The organism is Comamonas composti DSM 21721 (assembly GCF_000429845.1).
In the GTDB taxonomy this organism is placed as follows: domain Bacteria; phylum Pseudomonadota; class Gammaproteobacteria; order Burkholderiales; family Burkholderiaceae_C; genus Comamonas; species Comamonas composti.
Genome location: NZ_AUCQ01000015.1, coordinates 1 through 21,544, shown reverse-complemented (window position 1 = coordinate 21,544; position 21,544 = coordinate 1). Strand labels below are relative to the sequence as shown.

The window sequence follows — 21,544 nt, the reverse complement described above, 5'->3', positions numbered from 1 at the left end:
AATCGATTGAAGATGGCTGCACAAATGTGCAGTTTATTGAATCGGTATTTGAATTTTATGAACATATAGCTAAATACATTTTTTATCAGTCTGCTGACGTAAAAAAGTCCTCGAAGGTGAAAATTGAGCACTCCTTTTAGACGAGAATTGGAAGAGATATATAAGCGGTATGGGTTTGAAACCGCGAAGTTATATGACACAGAAAACGTTGTTGTATTTACTCTGAAGACGGGCTATTTTGACAACGCGGATATAGTTCCGCTTAGTGAAGATGCTCAAACAGAAAAGGCATTTAAGGACTTTTCTACCGCTGGTTTTGCGTGCACAGTTCGATCATATCTTACGGCGAAACAAACCGAGTATGAGCTATTCAAAGGCTTCTTCTCCGTATCATCCATACTAGATCGTCTGAAGAGAGATTACTCACAATTCACCAATGGTATCGTTCGCCCATTCGCGGATGATGCCAAGTACACGTATATAAATGCACCGTACAGCGTCAATGGAAAAATAGGCGAGCTCTCTCCCGCTGATGAAGTTGTTTCGCGTCTTGGTGCGAACAAACCAATGCTATTCCTGATTGAGGCTGCAGCAGGATTTGGAAAGACATGTACAGCATATGAAATTGTCCGTTTATTAATAGACAACGCCGGTTATTTGCCACTGTTTTCAGAACTCTCTCGCAACAGAAAGGCTCCGATTTTTAGATATGTTTTGCTTGACGAGATAGACAGGAAGTTCCCAACACTGAGTTCTCGGCTGGTTCAAAATGAAATGGTCAACGGTCGCATTGTGACTATTCTTGATGGTTTCGATGAACTACTGCGTAAAGCAGACGATACCGATGAGTTTGATAAGCATGAGCCCATGCTAGAGACAATAGGTCAATTCCTAACTGGCAACGCAAAAATCGTTCTGACAACGCGACGTACAGTATTGTTTGAAGGAGATGCATTCCATACCTGGGCTGCAAATAATGCAGATAACTTTGAACTAGTACGCATAAAAATTGGAGAGCCATCTATTTCAGACTGGTTATCCGAAGAACGCCTTAATGCCATAAATGCTACTGCAATTAATATAAAAGGTGGTTTATCAAACCCAGTTTTGCTTTCATATCTGAGATGCATTCCCAGAGAAAAATTTGACGCTGTAGTTCAGTCACCGCAAGATCTTGTTGAGAAATATTTTAGCTTCTTGCTCGAGCGTGAGCAGACTCGCCAAGATCTGAAGATGAGTGTTGGTACTCAGAAATCGATACTGGCCATGATTGCAGGGGACATGATCTCCCAAGGTTATACCTCGGAGCAGCGTGACTACATCGTCGACTTGGTACAACGGTCCTGTCTTCAAGAGCTTGAAGCGTCTCTAGCGTTGTACCCCGCTGCAGAGCGCCCTGATAGGGAGTTCCTGGCGAATAAAATTGCCAGCCATGCACTGCTTGACAGAAGCAGCAAGGAAGAGAGCAAAATTGGCTTCATAAACGAATTTGTTCTAGGCTACTTTGTCTCAACCAATATCTTGCGCCACCCGGATTGGCTAAATGATGATATAAGATTTCTTGAGCCGGCAGTGACCTCTTATGGACCTCGATCCAATGATGAAAAGGCCATGCTTTTGGATCGAATTCGAAATTCACTCGAATTCACTTCAGTCTCTTATCGAATAGATTTTACAGCTAAGTTGAGTGGTGGAGTGGATTTCCTGCTTTCATCTGACGAAGCTGAAGGGCTAGATTTGGCAAATGTTAGCTTAGGAACCTTGCCAATTAGCGATTTTCAATTTAATGATTGCACTTTCAGAAACTGTCAGTTTTTGTTGTCAACAATGGCAAATGTAACATTTTTGAATTGTAAATTCTACGGATCTAATACTGCGGTTGGTATATCAGATGGAAAAATTTATCTATTGGGAGAATCCGGGGATACAGTCTTTCTTCGCGATGCGATCCAGAGCAACGTGGCAGAGCCAGAGCAGCTGGAAGATTATTCGCAGTTGACTGAGCGGCATGTTCTTGAGAAATTTTGGCCTATCGGACGAGAGAAACTAATGCACAAACATCGGCCAATCTCTGGAATTTGTACAGCAAGCGGAGAGTACAAACCTAATGAAATGTTTGAGGCAGTAGTTCGCCTCAAGAAGGCTGGACTTCTTCTTCAGCCTAATCACGCATCTTTTGTTGAGTTGAATTTTGAGCGCTTACCAGAGATTCGGCAAATTCTCGGGAGGCAATGATGCAGAGTAATTTTAGATATATTGCCGAAGAGCTTCGTCGCCAAGTTGAGGACTCTATTTTTAGCATAGGCCTTCTTGCCAGGGTCTTTGCTAGAGGAAAAGATCATGAGTCGCTGAGTGAAAAACTGCAGCGAGACGCAGGCAAATACAGTATTGGTGGAAAGCTCATTCAGGACGCTATTGGAATTAGAGTTGCTCTTTATTTTCCTGAGGATATTCCACTTGTAAAGTCAATCCTTGAATCCAAGTATCGTCTTGATCTATCGTCATCGGCTATAGATGTGCCAGATCGAGATCAGTTCTCTGTGACACGATACAACCTGGTTTTCAGGCTTCCTGAAGACCTCGTAGGAAACTTCCAACGCGTGGCTGCAGGTGAAGCACTTGATACTTGTTTCGAGGTGCAATTACGAAGTATTCTCTCCGAGGGTTGGCACGAAGTTGAGCATGACCTCCGTTATAAGGCTAAGGAGAGTTGGCGGGAGCATGATGATTTGAGTAGGGCTCTGAATGGTGTCGTTGCGACATTAGAGACCTCAGAATGGAGTATGGGCAGAATATTTGATGAACTTGCATATCGACACTACAAGCAAAAAAATTGGTCTGCAATGCTCCCGAGTCTGATAAAGATTCGGATGCGAGGTCAGATACCTGATGAGTTAGCTCAGGTGCTGGATTCAGATACCGCTGCAGCGAAAGATCTTGTTCGCGTCGATCGGTCTAGGCTTATTAAGTGCATGTTCGCTGCTCGTCCGCGCATTCCCATGACTATGGAGAACTTGATCTACTTTTGGAACGCCATTGGCCCACAACACGCTTCATTAACTGCGCTTACGCCGGCACTAGTATCTGAGTCGGCAAGCTCAATATCTAGATAATGGTGAAGCCTGATGTGCGTTGCTACGTATATCAGGCTGGTTGGCCCCTGGGGGGAGGGCTTAAGCGTTGAACGCTAGATTTTCACGAAAAAATCCAGCAACATCTTTGACCGCGATGGGTGGGCATCTGCTCGCTGCGAGCAATCACTGCGCTTTGGGGTTACGGGAAGGCTTCCCCATGTATGTGTTTTGTCGCGCGACGTGCCCAGCGCTTAGGGCGTAGCATCACTAGCGCGCCAGTCGTTGCAATGGCCTTGGCGGTTGAGGAGTCAATGTCGCCTCGCTGCGGTAGTGATCGCACAAAAATTCGCCGCGTAGCTTGTTTCACGCAGGGCAAGGCGTTTGCTGCGCGCCCTGTAAGACAGGCTCGCCGCAGGCGCTCTGCAGGCAAACTACCAGTGTCAACAAACTGTCGACGGAACAGCGGGATAATGCATGCCTACTGCTGCTGTAGTTCATGCAAACCATTGTTTTTTTGGATATAGCAGCCTAATGCAGGCTTATGGCGCGGACTTTTAATCCGTTGGTCACGAGTTCGAATCTCGTAGGACCCACCAAAGATAACAAGCCCCTGTAGCAATACAGGGGCTTTTTTCTTGCTATCGTTTTCATACTCCAGCCGCTTTTACGCGGCTTTCTTTTTGCTTGTTGTGCGGGGTTTTTTGCCAACCAACGCAACAGCGCTTTGCAGCGTCTTTGTAGCAAGGTGACTGTAGCGCTTTGTGCTGACCGCCGACTTGTGACCCAATACCCCGCCAACAGTGTAGAGATCAACCCCTGCATTGATCATTTCGCTTGCCGTGCTGTGCCTTAGATCGTGCAGTCTTGCATGCCCGAATCCAGCAGCCCGGGCGCCAGCCTTGAATGCTTTGCTCACGGTCCACTTTGTGGGGCGGACTGGCCACAGCACGGGGTTGCGTACGATGTGGGCGATCCTGGGGTGTATGGGTACAGCGCGTGGCATCCCGTTCTTTGTGTGCTGTCCATCCAACTCGAATACGTCACTGCCGCGGTGGGCCTGGGCCAGCCCGACCTCCGCCGCCCGCATGCCGCTGTAGAAGGCGATGCGGATTGCAGCGCGCGCACCTCCTGGCGAGATCTTGCGGCAGATTTTGAGGAACTCCAGACGACCCAGGTAAACGTGCCGCTCGTTTCGCACCTTTGGCATGCTGACGCGGTCAGCTGGATTGCTGTCGCCCAGTCCATGGTGCTTCCATGCGTAGCGGCAAGCTGCCCGGAGATAGGAAAGGCGATTGCGCACCGTGGCAGCAGCCATAGGCTTTTTGTTTTCGTCCACTGGCTTGTAGCTGAGCGCAATAGCTGGCAGGGCCGAAAACGGTTTGCCGGCATAGGCGCTGTAGCAGGCCTTGAGCTCGCGCACGATGTTCTCAAAGCTTTTGAGTGCTGGAGCATGGTGCTTGAGATACAGCAGCACGGCGTCTTCAATCAATGGCTCTGGCTTGCTGACACCAGTCGCAATCGAGTGGAGCCGTTTGGTTTCCTCGAGGTCGAATTTTTGGGCCTCGGCTTTTGTGTGGCCTTTTGGAAGAAGGCGGCTAGCCCGCTGCCGCTGGCCCGCAATAACCTGGTCGAACTCAAAGCGCCAACGCTGGTTACGGGAGTCGAAACGGATCGGCATGATTTTTGTATTCCTCAATGTCTGATTGCTCAAATCGCACTGAGCTGCCAAAGCGGTAGCAGTTCAGGCGCCCGGATTTTGCGAGCTCGTAGACGGTGCGCTCGCTGAGCCCGAGTTGCGCGGCAACGGTTTTTGCATCAATCATCTGGCTTTCTCAAAAAGAAACCCCGCTCAAAGGCGGGGCTGGTTGTCATCTGCTGGCTCGCGCCATCTGTCGCGCTTGTCGCCGCGCTGGCGGGATCGGCGGCTCATGTGTCGGGGCCCCTCTTCAGGCAGTGCCCAGAGCATCCACGCGACATGCACTCAGGCTGCTGGCAGTCTTTGTGTTGCACTGTGATTGGGCCTCCAGCTCTGCAATGCGTTCTGCCATGCGTTCGTTCTGCGCCATTCGCGTGACGCGCTCTGCCCCCAGCTCCTGCACGCGGGCATGCAGGCGGCGGAGCTCTGAGGCTGCTCTGAAGCGGTGCTGGGCTGCGATATTCCCAGCCTCAAGTGTGTCTGCCAGGCGAAGCACGTAGGGTTGAATTTCCCGGCCTCGCGCGGCGTCGATCAGCGGGTTGTCGGGTTGCTGTGCTTGGGTCACGTCTTATTCCTTTCAATCAGTTCGGCCGACTTCTTCATCGCCAGATCAATGCTGAAGCCATCCACATAGCGAGTCATGCCACGAAATATGAGGATGTATTCCCGAAGCTCTTGCATCAACCGCATGGCTTCGGCCAGCTCGCTGTTCGCGTCCTTCTGGAGCAGGCGCGGCTGACATTTCTGGAGGCAGCGCCCCTCTTCAAAGCACGCTCCACTCGCTACCCAGCATTCGTAATGAGGGATGAACACGCGCTTTCCGCTCATTGCTGCCGGCCCTGCAGCGCTAGATATCGGCGCTTGATGGTTATCGCGCGCCGCATTCAAGTCGCCGAATGAGACTTTGTGCTTGTAGTAGTCGCGCAATTCGGTTAACCCCATGTTGGGGAAGTGCTCCAGCATCGTTGTTGCATACCGCCCAAAGTCTTCCGACTCCCTCTTTGCTTTTGCAATTATTGTTTTCGGCAGCATTGCTCCCCCTCCTGCGCCTGGGCGCGCTGTGCGACATCCTTCAGCTTGACGTCTGCGCTGTCCATTCGCTTCAATGCCTTCTGTGACTCAGCTTGAGCTATCGATATAGCTCGCTTGATCGCCGCGTTGTGGTGCTTGCTGCTCGGCGCAGAGCTGCCTTCCAACAACTCAATGACCGAGCCCCAGGCGTACAGATCGGCCATTGCGCGCTGGCTCTCCCGCAATGTTTCGTGAAACTTTGACGAATCCATCACTCCCCCTTCTGCGCTGCTGCTCGCTGTGCCCGGTAATACTTGCCCTGAGCCTTTTTCTTCGCCGCTTCGCGGCTTGTGGCTGCTATCTGCCAGACGTTGCACTCGGCATAGTCCGGGTCGTTCGGCTTCCCGCCCGTTGACCAGAGTCCGCTTGGAAACCGGGCGACAGTCCAAAGTTGCTCGCGCATCACTCCCCCTTATCAGCCCGGGCTGCGATAGCGGCGTCGATGGCATCGTCCAGGTCATCGCCATTGAGAACCACGTTGTTGGGCGTCATCCCCGCGAAAACTCCGCCTTTGCTCAGGGTGTCCAGGTCGCGCTCGCGAAGCCAGCGGTAGCGCATCGCATCCAGCACATCCGCTGCTGGTGCTGCAGCCGAAAGGTCGCCAGTCGTATAGCGGCGCAGCTCGGCCAGCGTTTTTGTGCCATCGCGCTTTTTGTCGATTGCCGAGCATGCTGCGGAAAGAAGCATGCGCGGCACCAGGACATGATCCTCATCGCCAAATATCGCCGGCGAGGCTACCGTCCCCGCAGGCGCAGATCCGGCCAGCAGGGCGCGGGCATTCCACTGCTCAGGCGTGGCTGTAGCTTCGCATCCTTCGCACTCGACGTAATACCAAGCTGCGCCGGTATTGGTCGTTCCTTCCGATTGCGAGACTTGATCGCTGCCGCAGAATGGGCACGGCAAATAACTGGCGGCAGTCCCGCAGGCTCTGCAATCTGGTGCAGGCAGGGCTTGCGAGCTGCTTCCCAGGCAGCGACCCAGCCCAGGCGCTCATTGCTCATTCCGGGCGTATCCCATTCGAGCGCGTAGTACAACTCAAAGGCGTGGATGCATTCGTCGGTTGGTTTTTTCATGTGTGCTCCGTGGTCAGGCCTGGGCCAGACGAAAAAAGCCCGCGTTTGCGGGCCTTGGTTGTTGGTGGTGTGATTCAGGCCGGGCGGCCGGTGGTGCTGATGGTCTTGAAGTCGATGACCCAGACCCAGGGGGTTGCGGCCCAGTCGCCGCCGGTGGATTCCCACAAATGACGGAAACGCTTCACGTATGTGTCGCACTCCAAGCAGTCCACATCGAAAATCACGCCGCCGCCTGAACCCAGCGCGTTGTGCAGACGAGTGCCGCCGCACTTTGGACACAGCTTCCAGTCTTGCTCGTGGCGCTCCACTTCCAGACGTTCGCAACCCTCTGCCTTTGCATCCGCTTCGCTGATGTCCTGCAGGCGCTCCACGCGCACGCCGCTGACTTCCAGCCAGATGCGGGCGGCATGCTTGGGCATGTGAATGGCGGGCGTGTACTTCACGCCGGCAGCCTTGTCGCTTCCGTCCTGATAGTCGGCTGCAAACACCAGCTCTTCGCTGCCGCATACCGTGGGCACGCGGGCGAACGTCTCGCGCACATAGATGCGGTCGCCAACAAGGCCAAAGGGGCTGACAATTTCTGCGTTGTATTCTGGGATTTCCCAAACACCAGTGCCGCATGTTGGCTGTCCTTGCCACTCTAGGTATTGCCGGCCATCTGGGCGCGCCTCGCACCATTGATCGCCAATCGATTGATCTTTGACTGCACGCCTGGTCTGCGTTTTCTGACCCGCGAGGATGGCGCGCACCAGGGGCGCCTTGAACATCAAGCCGGTTTCTTTCATGGTGTCTCCTTGGTCAGTGGCCGCAAGGCAGGGCCTGGCCGGGCGTGTAGTTGTTGGGCAAGTCGGCGCCGCAGCTTCCGCATTTGCTGGGCTGCTGCTCGCGCCACCAGGTGGCCCGGGCGTCTTCACTTGCGGCCAGGGCTGCGCGGCGGTCGCGCTCCAGGCGCTCCTGGGCGATGGGGTGGGTTGTTGTCATGCGGAGGCCTCCGCAGTCGTGGCCTTGGCGGTGTCGTACTGAGCAATGGCCCAGACAATGGCGCGGCAGCACCAGATGTAGTGGTAGTCCCAGCCCTTACCGTCAGGTGCGCCGTCTGACAGATCGAAGTAGAAGTAGGGCCTTCCTCCATCGTGGCGATAGCTGTACTCGCGCAGCAACTGGACGGAACCCCATTCGTCTGGCTCCGTCTCATCCAAGGAATCTTCCAGGTCCTGTCGGGCGGCCGCGCGGATTTCCGTGTATTCGCACTCCTTTTTTGCCCGGTCGAACTCGGCGAGAGCCTCTGAGCGAAAGCGATCCCAGTCAAAGCTCCGCGCACGGTCGCGGGCATCAATGATCTTTTCCTGCCAGTAGCCAGGATTGATGCGCGATCCGCCTGAGCGGAAGAACTCGAACATATCCTCCAGGCGTGTGAAGGTGAATGTCTCGCAATCGCCGGTGATGACCAGGCGGTGCGGCCATGTCACGATGTCGAACCAGCGGAAGCCGCCGCTGGCCATGCGAAAGCGCAGATGCCGGTAAAGGCCGTCATCGCGCAATGCCTCCATGGTCCATTCGGCCACGTCTTTATCAAAGTGCTCTTGGGTGGGCTCGTAGTCGGTCTTGCTCATGATTCAGTGGCGCGCTCCAGGCTCGCGGGTCATGGGGGAAATAAAAAGGCCCTCACGGGGAGGGCCTGGTGATAGGGGGAGCAAGGCGCAGCGCGCCCTGTGCTCATGCCTCGATTTCGGCCAAAACTTGTCGGCGCCCAGATGCATCCATCCGAGAAACGAGGCCGCTTTGCTCCATACGCTCCAGCAGTCGCGCGGCGCAGTTGTAGCCAGTCACAAGCTTGCGCTGCAGATATGAGATGCTGGCCTTGCGATCCTTGAGCACGATTTCCGCGGCTTTGGGATAGAGCTCGTCATCGCTGGCTGGTTCGATCTGTGCAGCGCTGGGAGTGGTCTCATGGTCGAACAGGTCAGGCGGACCTTCAATGCTTACGCGGTCATCGTCTTGCACAAGTTTTGCCAAGTCCGACACTTCACCAGCACTCGGGTATAGGGAGACGCTGCATGTCAGGGTAATGACTCCGCCATCAGCCGGCTCAATGCTGAACTTGCGCACATCACAGCCTGCGAACTTGTGGACGCCGATCTGAACGTCTGCACTGTTGATGCTGTTTCCGTAAGTCACAGGAGACAGGAAAGGGTTTCTCACGATGAGCGATTCTGTCTCGCCGCGCCATAGAAAGGCCTGCAGCGCATCGTCGAAGTAGTCGCACAAGCGGCGATCTACCTGTTTGAACGTCAGCTTCACGTCCACGGCAAGAACTTTGTCGTCCTCAGGGCCTTCCTTGCGTACGTTGATGTGTTTGATGGAAGCAATGCCCTGCACCTTGAAGGGCGGTCGGTTTGTTATCTCTGTCATTGAGTGGTTCTGGAAGTTAAAAAATGGGGATGCTCACGATCAAGCTGGCCGCGCCCAGGGCCAGGGAAGACAGGCCGGACCAAGCGAATACAAACAAAAGCGATTTCATAGGTTGAGGCGTAAAAATTGGCCTGTGTATGTGGCTGGCCATGGTTGGAAACGATCAGCAGATAAATGCTGCTGCGAGCAGAAAGGCACCGGCAAAGCCGGTGCTTCCAGCGAGCAAGCTGATGCCAGCGGCACCCAGGAGCACATGAAACAAGTTCATGGCTGATCCTGGAAGCTGTCGCGCACATTGGTGATATGTGCGATGAGGCCATTGCAGAAGGCTGTGAAGCTGGCTTCCGGCATGTGCACGGCGCCGCGGTCCTTGATGGTCTGCACGCCCACGGCTGCTGCGGTCGTTGCGTTGACCTCGAAGATGCCGAGGCGCGCATTGATCTGGCCCAGCTTTAAGGTCTGGCCGTTGGTCACCAGATCGAGCAACTGTTGAGGCTCGAGGGCTGTGGGCTTGACCAGAGTCGGCGATGTAGCGACAGATACAGGGGCGGGTGGTGTATAGGCCGCTCCGGTCTGCAGGTCGGGCTGTGCGGCCATGTCGAGTCCGATCAACTCAGGCTGTGTTTCCGCGATGCCCGCGGTGGCTGCAGGTTCCGGGTGCGTGGCCGCGAATTCGGCGATGTACTGCGCGTAGTAGATTCGAGCGGCTTCCAGCTTGATGTCCATCTGGCGCTCCAACTCCAGGTCGCGTTCGATAGCCCAGGTGGTCAACCGCATGTGCTCGGGGATGTGCTCGACAAGGTGCAACTGCAGTGGCTCGTACTGGCCCAACAGATCCTCGGGTGTGTTGACCATGGCGTAGTTGACTTCCCAGCGGTCCAGATCCCACAGACGCATGTAGCCGCGCATCTGCCACTCGTAGAGCGAGTCCTGGCAGTCGTGCACAAAGGCCGGGAAGGTCTGCAGGCTCCAGGAGCATTTCAGGTCGTGGCCGCAACGGCGCGGCCCAAGGTCCACGGTGTCGGCCTCGCCAGTGATCAGGTTGTCGCTGCGCCTCTCTGCGTTTTTGACAAGATTCAGGCCGCGTACGCGGTTCAGTAGGGCCAGGCCCTCGGCTTCTACGGCCAAGCCTTTATCCGTGTATTAACTGGACACCTCGAAGTCCACGCCCCAGAGCTCTTGCCTTACCAATTCCCTGATATAGGTCTTGGCTCCTTCACTGAGCGTGCGCAGCTTGAGTTCTTCGAGTACCGCCTTTTCGTCGTCTGTGCGGACCTTCTTCACCTGGATGGCCTTGACTTCGGGCGTGATCAGAGCGGGAGCGATGCTTACAGGCGCAGCCATCAGCTTACCGATGCTTGAGCAGCGGAAAAGGATTTCTCTCATGAAGCACTCCTTGTGCCGCTCGTGGCCTGGTTGAATGCCATGAGACCAGCTCGATCACGGGATAGTGCTGCGCGGCCTTGGCGGCAGGCGACATGACCAAAGACGAGCTGTGGCGCGCCGGTAAGTCGCTGCTCGCAGAGGCTGGGATGCCGAGGGCTCAGTGCGGTTCGTTCGTCGGAAAGCTGGTCAAGGACTATGGCGATGCCGTGGTCGTTGAAGCCGTTCGTGCCGCCGTAGTGGCTCGTCCTGCGGACCCGGTTGCCTACCTCAAGGCGACGTGCCAGGGCGCAACCGGAGAGCGCCGCCAACCGAATCGCCAGGAGGCCCAGGAGGCCCGCAATCGCAGCGTTGCCAGCGCCTGGGCCGCGCAAGGAGACACCCATGAAGCAATTTGACCGGCCGGCCTTTGGGCAGCTCGTGACGGATGTGCTGGCGTACTACCGCCAGGACGCCAGCAATTTCGTGCTGGACCTGTGGTGGAACGCCTGCCACGGCTTCGAGCTGGAGCAGATACGTGCCGCAATGCAGCGGCACTGCATAGATCCCGAACGTGGCCAGTTTGCCCCGAAAGTCGCCGACTTGGCCCGCATCCTGCAGGGCACAGCTACTGATCGGGCTGCCATCGCATGGGGCAAGGTCCACGAGGCGATGAGTGCTGTCGGCGGCTACTCGGATGTGGTGTTTGACGATCCAGCAATTCACGCGGTCATTGAGGACCTGGGTGGTTGGCCCAAGGTCTGTCGCACCGACTTGGAAGAGCTGTCGTACCTGCAGCATCGATTCTGCGAAGCGCACCGCGCGTACACCGGGCGTGGCCACTTCGAGTATCAGCGCCGCTTGGCCGGTGATCGTTCGCCCGACTTCGAATACACGAGTCGCGGGCTCCCGCTGCCGCGCCCGGCGTTGGTGGGCGAGCAGAAGCGTGCCATCGCGGTGCTGTCCAACGGAAATGCCGCAGGCAAGACGCTGATTTCCTCGCTACCTGCCAAAGCAATGCAGCTGCTGGAGGGTGCTGCCCCGAAAAGGAGCGACGCATGACGCTGCTGCAACTGCTCAAGACCGGCGCCGTGCTGCGCTACCGGCCTGGCTTCCGCTTCTACGCGGTTCAGCAGAGCCGCGAAATCTCCGTCAACCAGGTGGAGGCCGAGGCAGCCGTGCGCGCCGGCCGCGTCCGCCCCGAAAGCACCGGCCCCGATGGGTTCGGCGTGTACCACTTCTCGCTCAGGAATTCCCAATGACCCGCAGGTTTGAATTTGCCCGCGACCAGGTGCTGGCCACCATCGAGGCCGGTCCCGTGCAGTACGCAGCTCTAGCCGGCACGATGTCTGATTCAGCCCGCGCCCAACTGCGCGCCATCATCGATGAGCTGACGGGGCAGGGCCTCATACGGCTGATCCAGCTGGACCGCTTCCCGCACTACGTGACCACCGACTGGGTGATGCCCGACGAGCTGCGCCTGCAGCTGATCGAAGGCAAATGCCGGCGCACCCTGGATGGCTGCTTGATCTGGACGGGCTACATCGACCCGCGCCGCGGCCCTATGGTGCGTTTCGGACCTGACGGTCCACCCACGGCAGCCCGCCGCGTGGTGTGGACGATCAAACGCGGCCCGCTGGGCCTGCAGCAAACCGTACGCGCTGGCTGTGACGAACCCGCATGCGTGGCCTACGAGCACATGAAGCTGGGAACCCGCGCGGACAAGTCACGAGGCCGCAGCCTCACACCTCTGACCAAGCTGCGCATTGCCATTGGAGTGAAGCGATGACGCCATTCGTGCTGTACCAAGCGGCCGATGGCCGCGTTCTGTCGTCTGGCACATCCTTCAATCCGCAGAGTCTTGCGGGAGTTGGGCAGGGCATCTTGGTAGTGGAGAGACCTTGCGATCCCTGTGGCAGCTATGTCAAGGACGGCCAGCTTATTCCCATGCCCGTAAGTCCGGGAGAGGGCTACAGGTTCAATTACAGCTCGAAGATGTGGGAGCTGGACTTGGCGCGAGCCTGGCATCTGGTGCGAATCCGGCGCGACACCCTGCTCACTGAGTCGGACTGGCGCTTGGCCCGCGCCATGGAGGCGGGTGAGCCCCTATCCCCCGAGTGGCGGGCATATCGACAGGCACTGCGCGATGTGACGGACCAGGCGGATCCGCTGGTAATTGTCTGGCCTATGCCGCCAGTCTGATGCGTGCCAAGCCTGCCAACCTTGGCGCATGAGTGCTCATACTTTGGAATATGACCTTGATGCGGTTCTACCTTTTATGCGCGACCGCATTCCAGGCTTCGGTGCATCTGAGGGCATGCGTGCCATCGGCTTGCGGCGCGAGGGCGTTCTTGTCGCGGGGGTTGCGTATGAGGGGTTCAACGGCCGCAACCTCTGGGTGCATCTGGCTGGAGAGCCAGGCGCGCGCTGGATGACCCGCGATTTCCTGCGAGCAGGCTTTGCCTATCCGTTTCTCGTCTGCGGCTGTGAGCGTATCAGCGGCTACGTGAATGAGAGCAATGCCGCGGCGCGGCGTCTCAATGAGCACTTGGGGTGGAAGCCCGAAGCCAGGCTGCACGGCGCAGCCCCGGACGGGGGCGACGTAATCCTCTATGCAATGTGGAAAAAGGAATGCCGGTACATCAAGTCTGAGTCACTGGCGCCAAAGATAGCTTGAACCCCATTGCATGGATGACCTTGAAAAGCGTGTCCGAGCTTGGCGCTCTCTCGCCAGATAGGCTTTTATACAGGCTCTCGCGGGATAAGCCAGTATCGCGGGCCAGTTGAGTCATGCCTCGGGCTCGGGCAATATCGCCCAAAGCTCCAGCCAGCTCTGCTGGATCACCATCTTCTATGACCTGGCGCAGGTATTCAGTGATCTCTGCCTCGCTGCCCAGGTAGTTGGCCATGTCAAACGGGCGGGTCTTGATCGGTTGGGTCTTGCTCATCTTGCAACTCCGTCGCCAAAGCCTTGGCGAATTCAATGTCTGCTTGCTGGGTGGATTTGTCGCCACCACCCAGCATCATGATGATTGCGGCGCCTTGCCGTATGTAGTACATGCGCCAGCCAGGGCCGAAGAACTCGCGCATCTCCCACACGCCATCGCCAACTGGTTTGACATCTCCTAGGGCTCCGCGCGCTGCTTTGCTTAGACGCCTGGTAAGCCGGATGCGTGTCGGCATGTCGCGCAACCCAGCGAGCCAAGCGGTAAACGCCTCGGTTTCGATGACGGTGTACATGCGCTAATTGTATCCAGCTGGCTACGATTTTGAAAGCTCACTGCTGCAGGCGCAGATCAAAGGCGTACCAAGCCTGCCACGCTCCTCGATAAAGGAGCATCTATGGCACGCTGGCACACGACTGAATTCGACTTCCTGCCCGAGCAGGCTTTCCAACCGCGCCCCGGTGGTGGCATGAGTCTTGAAGGTGGAGGCAAGGGCGGGAGCAGTGCACCGGCTCCAGATCCGCGCTTGGTCGAAGCTCAGATCAAGTCCATGGGTATACAGGACAACGCTATACAGAAGATCCTGGCGCAGTCTGATGACATGGCGCCGCTTCAGAAAGAGCAGACGCAGTTCGCGCTCGATACATCGAAGAAGGCCTGGCAGCAATCCCAGGATGACCGCGACTATGCCCTGGGCCGCAGGATGGCGCTGACGGGCCTGCAAGACAGGATGATCGACGATGCGCGGACCTTCGACACCGAAGGCAAGCGCGAGGAGCTGGCCGGCCAGGCCGCAGCCGATGTTTCGCAAGCCTACGAAAGCTCCAAACGCACGCAAGCTGCCGAAATGGCTCGCATGGGAATCAACCCCGCCGACGGCAAGTACGGCGCTGCATCCAATGCGCTGGCCGCAGGTACTGCTCTAGCCACAGCCCAGGGAAAGAACTCTGCCCGAACCGCTGCACGCGCGGAAGGCCGAGCTCTCACTGACCGCGCATCGAACGCCCTGGCCGGCTTCCCGGCAATGGGCATGCAGGCAACGGGGCAGGGCGCTGGCTTCGGCACGAACGCGCAGATGATCGCAAACCAGGGCCTTGCTGGCCTGAACTCCGGCTATGGGCAAGTCGGAGGCATGGCAGGACAGATGGGCAGCAATGCCACGAATATGTGGGGCGCGCAGGCTAGCTATAAAAATGGCCAGGATCAAATCGCCGCAAACAATAACCCGTTCAATACGCTGCTGGGCGCAGCTGGCGGCGTGGGGACTGCATTTGCGCTGAATGGCTTCAAGTTTGCTGATTAGATAATTAAAATTATTTATGATATTTTTATTTCTTATTATCGATAATTATTCTGGAGGTTGAATATTCTTCGGGAGGTTTTTAACATCCGTGAAGGGCTGTAAATTCCATGCAGCGCCATCCCCAAAGAATGCCTTGCATCTATTACATTCAATCGAGCCCCAGAGTATGATGTTATCGCAATTTGGGCATATACCTTTGGAGGAGTTTTCCCATATGCGCTCATTTTCCTCTTTTTCTGAAATTTTCTGCTGTTGCTCCTGCTGTGCTTTTATGCGCAAGTCTTGCATTTCACGCACTCGCGCGATTAGATAATTTGCTTTAGCTTTTGATTCATCTCCGTTGCACTGTGCATAATATTTCGCCCAGAGACCAGCGCGGCGATGCTCTCCATCCACTTCAATTAGCGCTTGCTCCCACAACACTTCATCCTCAAAATCCAATTTTTGCTCTACGTCTGTAATCGTTTCGCAGACAGTTTCTTGTGGCACATATGATTGCTTTATCTTTGTTGTCTGAGTCGTATTGAGAGGAGGTGGGGAAGCATTTAATGTGGATTTTTTTGTGACATCCATGCCGTCAATTACGCGCACTTTATGCTCGAAAGTTACGCGTACTCGCTTTGAAAGAAGTAAATAAGCCGCCCATATGCATGTCCCAAAAAAACCACCGATCAGTGGGGCCATGATCTCCTTAAGTACGTCAGATACTTGAAATATTAAAATTCCGATGAATAGAAGAGGGTAATAAGCGAAGGCAATAACTATCGATGTTAATCGGAAATTTTGCGCTTTTCTAATCATTAAATAAAAAATAGTCGATGCAGCTCCAATTGATAATACTAATTCCCATTGCAATATATAAGCATATGGGTCATCAATCATTAGGATGCTTAGAAATGGAATTTCTGCCTGATTCGCAATTTGCCTAATTTCACTCAACGACCTAACAGGTACCATTACTATGGTAAAAGCGAATAATGCAAGCCATCCTCTAATTCCATATAAGGCATGATTTTTTGCTTCATCCGCAGTAATTTTTTTCCACGTGCTCATGCTTTCATCCTCTTTGTCTTAGCAATTTGCTGGCTAAATGTATCAGGCTTGCCCCTTTTCTATTTCTACTTCTGTACTGAGAAAAAAGGTGCAGAGGGGACAAAGGGGAAATTCTGGAATTGTGGCATGCACTTGCGCGTGCTACGCTTCAGTTCACTGCCGAGTAGGCAGCTCAGAAAAATGGCAGGCCAGCGGCCTATTTTGAACAGGAGTTCACTGCCGAGTAGGCAGCTCAGAAAGCAGGCTCCCTCGAAGAAACGCTCATGCTGCTTGTTCACTGCCGAGTAGGCAGCTCAGAAATGTGGCGCACCCTGCTAGCAAGACTAGCAATGGTTCACTGCCGAGTAGGCAGCTCAGAAAATGAAAGAGCACTACGCCATGGCGAACATCAAGTTCACTCCCGAGTAGGCAGCTCAAAAGCGTGCCAAGCCTGCCACGCTCCTCGGCAAAGGAGCATGGTATGAGTGCATTTGATAGCGGATTTCGAATGGGCATGGGGGCCTTCCAGACGGCGCTTGACAATAAGCAGCGAGACGAGGAACTGGGCTGGAAGCGTGCCGACCGCGCGCGCGCCGAAGCGGATCGCGCGCGGGAAGATGAGGCGTGGGGGAACATCGAACGACCAGCAGTCGCTGCCCCTGTGGTCCCTGTTGATGGAAACACTCCTGGAGCGGCAATGTCGGCGGGAGGTTTGCGGACGTCAAGCGATGCACTGGCACAGCCTGCTGCGAAAGTGGGCAATGTACCAGGAGCGTCCACTATCGCAAGCCAAGGTTTGGGGGCCGGTGCACTGCCGCCACAGAGCCGAGCAGGCCAATTGCGTGCGCTGGAGGGACTTGCAATCGCACGCCGTGACGCATCCGGCCTTGAGCGTCTGGGGGCAGTACGTCAGGCTGCGGATGAAGACGAGTTCATTGCGCAAGCACTGAAGGGCTACACAGGCGACGAAGATCAGATCGGAGCAACGACACAGCATCTGAACAGCTCTTCGAAGTCAATCGCCATGAGTGACCCCGACAAGCATGGCGTTGTCCGGGTGTCTGTTGTGACGCCCGACCGGCGCGCACAGTTCCTTGACTTGAGTCGACAGGACCAGGCGCGCTTGTATGCTGCTGCCCAGCTTATGGAGCGTAACCCTGCGAAGGCTTACGAGATGATGTCTGGGGTGAACAAGTCGCTGGCCGACGCTATTGCCGCAGAGAACGGACTGACAAGCAAGGTTGCTCATACCAACAATGACGCTGCATTCCGTGCTCGTGACGATTCACGGGCAGACCAGCAGCTTGCTGAATCACGCCGACACAACCGGGCCTCGGAGGCGATTGCGGCCACCCGAGCGAGTGGCGGCAGCGGTTTGGGTGCGCCTGGTGCGTTTGATCCTATGGCCGGGTTCGATCACGACAAGGCTTATCAAAGCGCGACGGCCATGGTTGACAAACAAATGGCTGGCGATCTGGGCGGCAAGGCGGATCCAAAGCAGAGGGCTGCGCGCATTCAGGAGGCTTATGCAAGTCAGCGCGATGCTTGGGCGGCCGAGAACACCACCCGTCAGCGGTCAGGCGCATTCGCCAACGAAGCGCGCAAGGCGAAAACGCCGGCCGAGTTGGAGGCTTTGAGGGCGAAGGCACTTGAGCGGGGTTACACAGACGACGAAATGGTGAGACTGGATCCGCGTTTCAAGAAGCTGGATCCCGGAAAGCCAGCGCCCCAGGCGACAACTGCTTCGCGTGCCATTGCAGCGGCGCCACGGGCAGTTACGCCGGCCGCGCTGGATCCTGTCATTGACTCTGATGCTGGCAACGCCTACGACGCGGCGCGCCAGGAGTTCGCGGCGGCCCGCGAGCAAGCTCGGACCTTTGGCCTGAAGCAGCGCAGGGATAGTCCCACAGCCTACGCGGCAGCGATGCAGCGAGTTCGTGATGCCGAGCGTGCCCAGGGGGCGGCAGAACAGCAGTGGCAGAGCTTTATTGCAAAGCAAGGCCTTGGGGCATCCTTCGGCGGTGGCGTTCGATAGGGCGCGTACCAAGCCTGCCAGTCTGGCCTCCTTAGTCTCAAGGGGATCAGATGACAAAGAAGAAGCGACCCACATCCGTTTCGCTCAGTTCGTTCGATGAGTTGGATGCTGCCGGAATCGGTCTAGGCTATCGTCCTGCAACATCGGAGGAGCCGATCCAGCAGAAGGCCGCGCCGCAGCAGCGCACCTGGGGTGAGGCCATCGCTGACACTGGCGTACAACTCGGCGAGGGCGTGAACACTATCGCGGGTGCGGTTCCGAACCTGCTCGCTCCTCATTCTGTTGTCGCGGGCTTCTTCCGTGACAACGCAGAGCACTGGCGCAGCAAGCAGAGCGAAGCGATGCAGCGCAAGATGGCAGACGCCGAGCAGCAGGTAGCCGCTGCTGATCAGGACTCTATCTGGGATCAAGGTGTTGCGGCAGCGAAGGCCTACGGTTCAGATCCGGCGCTTATGGCGCGATTTGTCACGACGAACCTGCCGAGCATGATCCCTGGTGTTGGTGCTGCAAAGGCGGCCCAGGCAGCTCGGCTTGCCGCTGGCGGAACGGCAGCAGTTGCGGCAGCGGCTGGCACCACTGCTGCTGGTGTTACAAACGCAACGCTCAACGCAGGAGGAGCTCGCGGCGAAGCCTTTGAAGACTTGCGCGAGACCCTGACAAAGCAGGGTTATACGCCGGAGGATGCGGAGCGCATCGCGCTTCAAAAGTCGCTTGCACCCGCGGCAGTGGGGGCTGCAACGGGCTTTTTGTCAGGAAAGACCGGCTTGGAGCGCGCGCTGGTGGGCAAAGGTTTAGCAAAGGGTGGGGCTCGCGCGGCCGTGGGTTCTACTGTTAGTGAAATAGCGGGGGAAGAGCTCGAAGAAGTGCTGCCCCAGGTTGCAACGAACTACCAAGCAGGGCAGTTCGATAACAGACCGTGGTCGCGCGATGTTGGGCGTACTGCTGTAGAGACTGCGATTGCTTCGGGCCCGACTTCCGCAGTGTCGGGCGCCATGGCTGGCGCAAACAAGGAGCAGGATTCCAAAGGTAATCCATCGCCGGAGAAGGCACCGCCGCAACTGGGCTATACCCCGGACCCGCTGATCGTCTTTCCTGACGGTACGGTGGGCCGGCGCGCTGATGTAGAAGCGTACATTGCTGGACTACCCGAGGAGCAGCGCCTGGCGGCGCGGGCCAAGATGCTCGGCTACGGTGAGCCTGCGGATGGCGAATGGACCACGGCGCCAGGCGCGGCGGGGCCAGGGAGGATGGGTGATGCGGGGGCACGAGGCCCCCAGGAGCCGGATCTCGAGACAGCGCCCGGTGCGGCGCCTGAGCGTGGCAATGGCATGGATTTTGTGCGCGAGGTCGATACGGGCAACATGGCCTTGGTTGATCCGGAGGAGGAGGCCAGGGCGCGCGCTGCGACTATTGACTACGAGCCGGCTGACACGACGCCCGCATGGGAGACAGCCCCAGGCGCTGCGCCTGATCGTGGGCTGGCGCTGGAGATGCCTGCCGCGCAGATCGATACCTCGGGGCTGGCGTTGCAGGAGCTGACAGGAGCGGGCAATGTGTCGGGCGTGCCGCCGTCCCAGGCCAAGACTTGGCCCCAGCTGGTAGCCGAGCGCGGTTTGAATATTCGCAAGTTGCGCAGAGGTACGCCCATCTGGGACCAACTGCAGCAGGAATGGGCTGCCATCAGGACGGCACGCGCTGGCTCTAACCCCGAGGGCACGGGCGCCATAGGTGCGCCGGCTCAGGAGATCCAGAACCGCGACCGCAGCCGTCCCGCAAGCGTGGTGCAGATGCAGGGCATGGCCCAGAACCCCGACTATCTGCGGCTGGGCGTCTCGCGCAGCCCCGAATCGGGTGCTCCCATGGTGTTCGCCGTGGGCGACCAGGATACGGCTGCGCAGGCGCTGGGCCGCGCAGACGTGGCCGTGATGAGCGATGGCCAGCGCGTGCCGTTCCGGTATGCGGTGATGGAGGCCGCTGACGTGCAGCCGTCCAATTTCGCAGACGGCGCGGTGAACCCGCTCTTCGACGCGGCCCACCCGGGCACGGTCAAGGCCTTGAACAACGGCCGCACGGCGGGCTTGCGTGCTGCCTACGAGCGCGGCACGGCCGACGCCTACCGGCAGGAGCTGGCCGCCGACAGCGCCATGCACGGCATCGACCCGGCCGTCATCGAGGGCATGCAGGCCCCGGTGCTGGTGCGCCTGTATTCCGAGAAGGACAACCAGGTCAACATGGGCGCCAAGAGCCAGAGCCAGGCGCTGGGTCTGTCCGCCACGGAGCAGGCGGCCACGGACGCGGCCCTGGTGGACGGCGGCGTGCTGGAGGTGTTCGATAGCGGCGCCCTGGACAGCGCAGCGAACCGGGACTTTGCCCGCGCCTTCATCGGCAAGCTGCAGGAGCAGGGCCAGGACGTGGCCGGCATGATGGACGCCAATGGCGCGCTCTCGCCGGCCGGCGTCACCCGCCTGCAGGCCGCCCTGGTGCACAAGGCCTACGGCGACGGCGATCTGGTGGAGTCGCTGTTCGGCTCCACCGACAACGACATCCGCGCCATCGGAGAATCCCTCAAGTCCGTGGCAGGCGAGTGGGCCAACATGCGCCTTGCGGCCGAACGCGGCGCCATCAATGCCGAGGTGGACGTGACCGAGAACCTGCTGCAGGCCATCCGCCTGGTGCAGAAGGCCCGGCGTGAGCGCGCGGCCCTGCACGATGCTGTGCAGCAGGTGGACATGCTCACCGGCGATGTGCCTGACGCCTTGACCGTGGGCATGCTGCGCCTGCTCTACAGCGGCCATTACCTGACCCGGCCCGTGGGTCGCGACCGCCTGGTGGCGTCCCTGCGCGACTACATGGGGTCAGCCTTGGCAACAAGTTCCAGTGGCGATATGTTCGGCGAGCAGGTTGGCCCTGCCGCAATCCTTGCCGCGCTGAGCGGCCAACCAAGTACACAGCAAACCAATGGCACAAGCATCGATACCCAGCAAACCTCATCCCCGCAAGGCGGCCGAGAATCCGTTGGCAGCGACCCTGCTGGGGATCGTGTTGATGCAGCAGGGCCAGAAGCACGGAGACCGGAGTCAGGTGGCGCAGGCGCGCGAGCTGCTGAAACTGGCGGACGCGGCCAAGGGCAAGATGCCCAAGTTGCCGGCCAACAGTCAAATAGCCAGGGCGCTCAAGGAAATGCAGAAGAAGGCGCTGGTGAAGTAGCGCGAAACGGACTGCGTCAGGCCACGACTTTTAGCGAAGCCAGAGCAGCAGAAGTGGCCCCGGTTTTTTGAACAGTTGGCTAAGCGAGATTTCTTCCCGTAAAAATGGCCTGACAGCAGGCCGAATCTGGAGAAATCTATGACCATCAAATCAAGACGCAAGCACAGTGCTACCTTCAAAGCCAAAGTCGCGCTGGAGGCGGTGCGCGGCGAGCGCACCGTCGCTGAACTGGCTCAGCAGTACGAAGTACACCCCAGCCAGATTGCAGACTGGAAGCGGCTGCTGCTGGAGCGGGCGGCTGACGTGTTTGGCCCAGCACCTGGGCCTGCTGCCC

Annotated in this window: 27 protein-coding genes, 1 pseudogene and 1 CRISPR repeat array; of the genes and pseudogenes, 12 read left to right on the top strand and 16 right to left on the bottom strand. The window is 57.5% G+C overall.

The window, feature by feature from the left end:
• The first annotated feature begins 123 nt into the window (after nucleotides 1–123).
• The gene (locus G486_RS23540; protein ID WP_084455203.1) at nucleotides 124–2,235 is read left to right on the top strand and encodes an NACHT domain-containing protein; all 2,112 of its coding nucleotides are present in this window, start codon (nucleotides 124–126) and stop codon (nucleotides 2,233–2,235) included.
• The gene (locus tag G486_RS23535) at nucleotides 2,235–3,113 is read left to right on the top strand and encodes a RelA/SpoT domain-containing protein (RefSeq protein ID WP_169728589.1); all 879 of its coding nucleotides are present in this window, start codon (nucleotides 2,235–2,237) and stop codon (nucleotides 3,111–3,113) included. Before G486_RS23540 ends, G486_RS23535 begins: the two co-directional genes overlap by 1 nt.
• Before the next feature lie 625 nt (nucleotides 3,114–3,738).
• Here G486_RS23535 and G486_RS0110645 read toward each other — a convergent pair.
• The 13 genes and pseudogenes from G486_RS0110645 to G486_RS24515 all read right to left on the bottom strand — a co-directional run bounded on the left by G486_RS0110645 (nucleotide 3,739) and on the right by G486_RS24515 (nucleotide 10,712).
• Nucleotides 3,739–4,752: a tyrosine-type recombinase/integrase gene (locus G486_RS0110645; RefSeq protein WP_027015522.1), complete on the bottom strand. Its 1,014-nt coding sequence runs from the start codon at nucleotides 4,750–4,752 to the stop codon at nucleotides 3,739–3,741.
• Nucleotides 4,727–4,897 (bottom strand): helix-turn-helix domain-containing protein, encoded by a 171-nt coding sequence (locus tag G486_RS23530; RefSeq protein WP_084455199.1) that lies wholly within the window; start codon nucleotides 4,895–4,897, stop codon nucleotides 4,727–4,729. The genes G486_RS0110645 and G486_RS23530 overlap by 26 nt, the downstream gene beginning before the upstream one ends.
• A 123-nt stretch (nucleotides 4,898–5,020) precedes the next feature.
• The gene (locus G486_RS0110640; RefSeq protein ID WP_027015521.1) at nucleotides 5,021–5,335 is read right to left on the bottom strand and encodes a hypothetical protein; all 315 of its coding nucleotides are present in this window, start codon (nucleotides 5,333–5,335) and stop codon (nucleotides 5,021–5,023) included.
• Nucleotides 5,332–5,802, bottom strand: coding sequence for a hypothetical protein (locus G486_RS24525; protein WP_245587291.1), 471 nt, complete (start codon nucleotides 5,800–5,802; stop codon nucleotides 5,332–5,334). The genes G486_RS0110640 and G486_RS24525 overlap by 4 nt, the downstream gene beginning before the upstream one ends.
• The gene (locus G486_RS0110630) at nucleotides 5,784–6,158 is read right to left on the bottom strand and encodes a hypothetical protein (RefSeq protein ID WP_156919993.1); all 375 of its coding nucleotides are present in this window, start codon (nucleotides 6,156–6,158) and stop codon (nucleotides 5,784–5,786) included. The genes G486_RS24525 and G486_RS0110630 overlap by 19 nt, the downstream gene beginning before the upstream one ends.
• An 85-nt stretch (nucleotides 6,159–6,243) precedes the next feature.
• Entirely contained in the window at nucleotides 6,244–6,528 is a 285-nt protein-coding gene (locus tag G486_RS0110620; protein ID WP_027015518.1) for a hypothetical protein, read from the bottom strand.
• A gap of 47 nt (nucleotides 6,529–6,575) precedes the next feature.
• Nucleotides 6,576–6,914 (bottom strand): hypothetical protein, encoded by a 339-nt coding sequence (locus tag G486_RS23990; RefSeq protein WP_156919991.1) that lies wholly within the window; start codon nucleotides 6,912–6,914, stop codon nucleotides 6,576–6,578.
• A gap of 74 nt (nucleotides 6,915–6,988) precedes the next feature.
• Complete coding sequence (locus G486_RS0110615) at nucleotides 6,989–7,699, bottom strand: hypothetical protein (RefSeq protein ID WP_027015517.1); 711 nt, start codon at nucleotides 7,697–7,699, stop codon at nucleotides 6,989–6,991.
• Nucleotides 7,700–7,712: 13 nt separating this feature from the next.
• Nucleotides 7,713–7,895 (bottom strand): hypothetical protein, encoded by a 183-nt coding sequence (locus tag G486_RS0110610; RefSeq protein WP_027015516.1) that lies wholly within the window; start codon nucleotides 7,893–7,895, stop codon nucleotides 7,713–7,715.
• Nucleotides 7,892–8,527, bottom strand: a complete 636-nt coding sequence (locus tag G486_RS23120; RefSeq protein WP_051303412.1) for a hypothetical protein — start codon at nucleotides 8,525–8,527, stop codon at nucleotides 7,892–7,894. Before G486_RS23120 ends, G486_RS0110610 begins: the two co-directional genes overlap by 4 nt.
• Before the next feature lie 103 nt (nucleotides 8,528–8,630).
• Nucleotides 8,631–8,822, bottom strand: a pseudogene (locus G486_RS24520) (DNA translocase FtsK); the annotation flags it as partial.
• A gap of 768 nt (nucleotides 8,823–9,590) precedes the next feature.
• Nucleotides 9,591–10,454, bottom strand: a complete 864-nt coding sequence (locus tag G486_RS22065; protein WP_245587290.1) for a hypothetical protein — start codon at nucleotides 10,452–10,454, stop codon at nucleotides 9,591–9,593.
• A 15-nt stretch (nucleotides 10,455–10,469) separates the two neighbouring features.
• Nucleotides 10,470–10,712: a hypothetical protein gene (locus G486_RS24515; protein ID WP_245587289.1), complete on the bottom strand. Its 243-nt coding sequence runs from the start codon at nucleotides 10,710–10,712 to the stop codon at nucleotides 10,470–10,472.
• Nucleotides 10,713–10,804: 92 nt separating this feature from the next.
• Between G486_RS24515 and G486_RS24415 the strand changes: the two genes are divergently transcribed.
• From G486_RS24415 to G486_RS0110555, 6 genes are read left to right on the top strand one after another with little or no spacing between them, the layout of a single operon-like run.
• Entirely contained in the window at nucleotides 10,805–11,107 is a 303-nt protein-coding gene (locus G486_RS24415; protein WP_211233779.1) for a hypothetical protein, read from the top strand.
• Nucleotides 11,094–11,750: a DUF6475 domain-containing protein gene (locus tag G486_RS22060; protein ID WP_051303410.1), complete on the top strand. Its 657-nt coding sequence runs from the start codon at nucleotides 11,094–11,096 to the stop codon at nucleotides 11,748–11,750. Before G486_RS24415 ends, G486_RS22060 begins: the two co-directional genes overlap by 14 nt.
• A complete protein-coding gene (locus G486_RS0110570; RefSeq protein ID WP_027015513.1) occupies nucleotides 11,747–11,950 on the top strand; it encodes a hypothetical protein in 204 nt (67 codons plus the stop codon). Before G486_RS22060 ends, G486_RS0110570 begins: the two co-directional genes overlap by 4 nt.
• Nucleotides 11,947–12,477, top strand: coding sequence for a hypothetical protein (locus G486_RS22055; protein WP_245587288.1), 531 nt, complete (start codon nucleotides 11,947–11,949; stop codon nucleotides 12,475–12,477). Before G486_RS0110570 ends, G486_RS22055 begins: the two co-directional genes overlap by 4 nt.
• On the top strand, nucleotides 12,474–12,890 hold the full coding sequence (locus G486_RS24410) for a phage tail assembly chaperone (protein ID WP_034387314.1): 417 nt from the start codon (nucleotides 12,474–12,476) through the stop codon (nucleotides 12,888–12,890). Before G486_RS22055 ends, G486_RS24410 begins: the two co-directional genes overlap by 4 nt.
• 28 nt (nucleotides 12,891–12,918) lie before the next feature.
• On the top strand, nucleotides 12,919–13,365 hold the full coding sequence (locus tag G486_RS0110555) for a GNAT family N-acetyltransferase (protein ID WP_027015511.1): 447 nt from the start codon (nucleotides 12,919–12,921) through the stop codon (nucleotides 13,363–13,365).
• Here the strand turns inward: G486_RS0110555 and G486_RS23525 are convergent.
• On the bottom strand, nucleotides 13,331–13,636 hold the full coding sequence (locus G486_RS23525; protein ID WP_084455193.1) for an addiction module antidote protein: 306 nt from the start codon (nucleotides 13,634–13,636) through the stop codon (nucleotides 13,331–13,333). The two genes, G486_RS0110555 and G486_RS23525, sit on opposite strands and share 35 nt — an antisense overlap.
• Complete coding sequence (locus G486_RS0110550) at nucleotides 13,599–13,928, bottom strand: type II toxin-antitoxin system RelE/ParE family toxin (protein WP_027015510.1); 330 nt, start codon at nucleotides 13,926–13,928, stop codon at nucleotides 13,599–13,601. Before G486_RS0110550 ends, G486_RS23525 begins: the two co-directional genes overlap by 38 nt.
• A 174-nt stretch (nucleotides 13,929–14,102) precedes the next feature.
• Here G486_RS0110550 and G486_RS0110545 point away from each other — a divergent pair, with 174 nt between their 5' ends.
• On the top strand, nucleotides 14,103–14,936 hold the full coding sequence (locus G486_RS0110545) for a hypothetical protein (RefSeq protein WP_156919989.1): 834 nt from the start codon (nucleotides 14,103–14,105) through the stop codon (nucleotides 14,934–14,936).
• Nucleotides 14,937–14,981: 45 nt separating this feature from the next.
• On the opposite strand, the gene G486_RS23520 is transcribed toward G486_RS0110545, so the two are convergent.
• Nucleotides 14,982–15,989 (bottom strand): DUF2569 family protein, encoded by a 1,008-nt coding sequence (locus G486_RS23520; RefSeq protein WP_084455192.1) that lies wholly within the window; start codon nucleotides 15,987–15,989, stop codon nucleotides 14,982–14,984.
• 151 nt (nucleotides 15,990–16,140) lie between these two features.
• Nucleotides 16,141–16,409: direct repeats of the CRISPR family, unit length 28 nt; unit sequence GTTCACTGCCGAGTAGGCAGCTCAGAAA.
• Nucleotides 16,410–16,449: 40 nt separating this feature from the next.
• Here G486_RS23520 and G486_RS0110540 point away from each other — a divergent pair.
• From G486_RS0110540 to G486_RS0110525, 3 genes are all read left to right on the top strand, one after another.
• A complete protein-coding gene (locus G486_RS0110540) occupies nucleotides 16,450–18,003 on the top strand; it encodes a hypothetical protein (RefSeq protein WP_156919987.1) in 1,554 nt (517 codons plus the stop codon).
• 992 nt (nucleotides 18,004–18,995) lie between these two features.
• A complete protein-coding gene (locus G486_RS23110) occupies nucleotides 18,996–21,281 on the top strand; it encodes a hypothetical protein (RefSeq protein ID WP_245587287.1) in 2,286 nt (761 codons plus the stop codon).
• A gap of 67 nt (nucleotides 21,282–21,348) precedes the next feature.
• Nucleotides 21,349–21,544, top strand: a 196-nt coding sequence (locus tag G486_RS0110525; protein WP_027015505.1) for a transposase, incomplete at its 3' end; no start/stop codon positions are given.

Bases quoted from the DNA above. Each gene is read 5' to 3' on its own strand.
- G486_RS23520 (WP_084455192.1), bottom strand. From the start codon at position 15,989: ATGAGCACGTGGAAAAAAATTACTGCGGATGAAGCAAAAAATCATGCC.
- G486_RS24415 (WP_211233779.1), top strand. From the start codon at position 10,805: ATGACCAAAGACGAGCTGTGGCGCGCCGGTAAGTCGCTGCTCGCAGAG.
- G486_RS0110545 (WP_156919989.1), top strand. From the start codon at position 14,103: ATGAGTCTTGAAGGTGGAGGCAAGGGCGGGAGCAGTGCACCGGCTCCA.
- G486_RS23120 (WP_051303412.1), bottom strand. From the start codon at position 8,527: ATGAGCAAGACCGACTACGAGCCCACCCAAGAGCACTTTGATAAAGAC.
- G486_RS0110615 (WP_027015517.1), bottom strand. From the start codon at position 7,699: ATGAAAGAAACCGGCTTGATGTTCAAGGCGCCCCTGGTGCGCGCCATC.
- G486_RS23110 (WP_245587287.1), top strand. From the start codon at position 18,996: ATGGCTGGCGCAAACAAGGAGCAGGATTCCAAAGGTAATCCATCGCCG.
- G486_RS24410 (WP_034387314.1), top strand. From the start codon at position 12,474: ATGACGCCATTCGTGCTGTACCAAGCGGCCGATGGCCGCGTTCTGTCG.
- G486_RS22060 (WP_051303410.1), top strand. From the start codon at position 11,094: ATGAAGCAATTTGACCGGCCGGCCTTTGGGCAGCTCGTGACGGATGTG.
- G486_RS22055 (WP_245587288.1), top strand. From the start codon at position 11,947: ATGACCCGCAGGTTTGAATTTGCCCGCGACCAGGTGCTGGCCACCATC.
- G486_RS0110550 (WP_027015510.1), bottom strand. From the start codon at position 13,928: ATGTACACCGTCATCGAAACCGAGGCGTTTACCGCTTGGCTCGCTGGG.
- G486_RS0110540 (WP_156919987.1), top strand. From the start codon at position 16,450: ATGAGTGCATTTGATAGCGGATTTCGAATGGGCATGGGGGCCTTCCAG.
- G486_RS24525 (WP_245587291.1), bottom strand. From the start codon at position 5,802: ATGCTGCCGAAAACAATAATTGCAAAAGCAAAGAGGGAGTCGGAAGAC.
- G486_RS23990 (WP_156919991.1), bottom strand. From the start codon at position 6,914: ATGAAAAAACCAACCGACGAATGCATCCACGCCTTTGAGTTGTACTAC.
- G486_RS0110555 (WP_027015511.1), top strand. From the start codon at position 12,919: ATGAGTGCTCATACTTTGGAATATGACCTTGATGCGGTTCTACCTTTT.
- G486_RS0110610 (WP_027015516.1), bottom strand. From the start codon at position 7,895: ATGACAACAACCCACCCCATCGCCCAGGAGCGCCTGGAGCGCGACCGC.
- G486_RS23530 (WP_084455199.1), bottom strand. From the start codon at position 4,897: ATGATTGATGCAAAAACCGTTGCCGCGCAACTCGGGCTCAGCGAGCGC.
- G486_RS0110620 (WP_027015518.1), bottom strand. From the start codon at position 6,528: ATGCTTCTTTCCGCAGCATGCTCGGCAATCGACAAAAAGCGCGATGGC.
- G486_RS23535 (WP_169728589.1), top strand. From the start codon at position 2,235: ATGCAGAGTAATTTTAGATATATTGCCGAAGAGCTTCGTCGCCAAGTT.
- G486_RS0110570 (WP_027015513.1), top strand. From the start codon at position 11,747: ATGACGCTGCTGCAACTGCTCAAGACCGGCGCCGTGCTGCGCTACCGG.
- G486_RS0110645 (WP_027015522.1), bottom strand. From the start codon at position 4,752: ATGCCGATCCGTTTCGACTCCCGTAACCAGCGTTGGCGCTTTGAGTTC.
- G486_RS23525 (WP_084455193.1), bottom strand. From the start codon at position 13,636: ATGAGCAAGACCCAACCGATCAAGACCCGCCCGTTTGACATGGCCAAC.
- G486_RS24515 (WP_245587289.1), bottom strand. From the start codon at position 10,712: ATGAGAGAAATCCTTTTCCGCTGCTCAAGCATCGGTAAGCTGATGGCT.